The following is a 373-nucleotide window of genomic DNA, read 5'->3' on the forward strand; positions in this document are numbered from 1 at the left end:
AAAAGTAAAATAGAGAACTCCAGACGCAAAAAAGCCAACCCATTGGGTTGGCTTTCTCGTCTTATTTAATGCCTGGCAGTTCCCTACTCTCACATGGGGGAGACCCCACACTACCATCGGCGCTACAACGTTTCACTTCTGAGTTCGGCATGGGATCAGGTGGGACCGTTGCGCTATGGCCGCCAAGCAAATTCTGTTTTATTACCCGTGCCTCACCTTTTAACGGCTCGTCACCAGTAATTATCAATCTTAAACAAGCTTACTTCATCGTTTTGTCTCTCTGACAAACACCTTCGGTGTTGTCAGGTTAAGCCTCACGGTTCATTAGTACTGGTTAGCTCAACGTATCGCTACGCTTACACACCCAGCCTAT

Annotated in this window: 1 rRNA gene; it reads right to left on the minus strand. The window is 47.2% G+C overall.

Features of this window, described 5'->3' with window-relative positions:
* Nucleotides 1–70: 70 nt before the first annotated feature.
* Nucleotides 71–187, minus strand: a 5S ribosomal RNA gene (gene rrf, locus BHE89_RS21985).
* Nucleotides 188–373 lie beyond the last annotated feature (186 nt).

The sequence above is a fragment of the Shigella sp. FC1967 genome (genome assembly GCF_001743005.1).
Lineage (GTDB): Bacteria > Pseudomonadota > Gammaproteobacteria > Enterobacterales > Enterobacteriaceae > Proteus.